We start from the raw sequence: 321 nt of genomic DNA, 5'->3' as shown, positions 1-321 counted from the left end.
CCAACGTGCCTGCCAACTTGGACACGGATAGCACAGACGACTTTTCAGGTGACTTCGGTGATTTGACCAATGTTCCTGCCAACTTGGATTTGGATTCCACCGACGATTTCGACGGACAGTGGAGCAGCTTGACAGGTGTTCCAGCAGGTTTTGCCGACAATATCGACAATGACACTCAATTGACCGATGCCCAAGTGGCCACGGCGGTGAACAACGAGTTCCCGAACTTGGATACGGACAGCACGGATGATTTTTCAGGAGACTTTGGAGACTTGACCAACGTTCCTGCCAACCTGGATTTGGATGCCACCGACGATTTCG

General features: G+C 51.7%; 1 protein-coding gene. It reads left to right on the top strand.

All coding sequences use genetic code 11. From position 1 onward, the window contains the following. Nucleotides 1-321, top strand: a 321-nt coding sequence (locus tag EO130_RS07945) for a hypothetical protein (protein WP_164732902.1), incomplete at both ends; no start/stop codon positions are given.

It is taken from the genome of Flagellimonas marinaquae (assembly GCF_003992675.1).
In the GTDB taxonomy this organism is placed as follows: domain Bacteria; phylum Bacteroidota; class Bacteroidia; order Flavobacteriales; family Flavobacteriaceae; genus Flagellimonas; species Flagellimonas marinaquae.
This window is presented reverse-complemented; position numbering and strand designations above follow the sequence as displayed.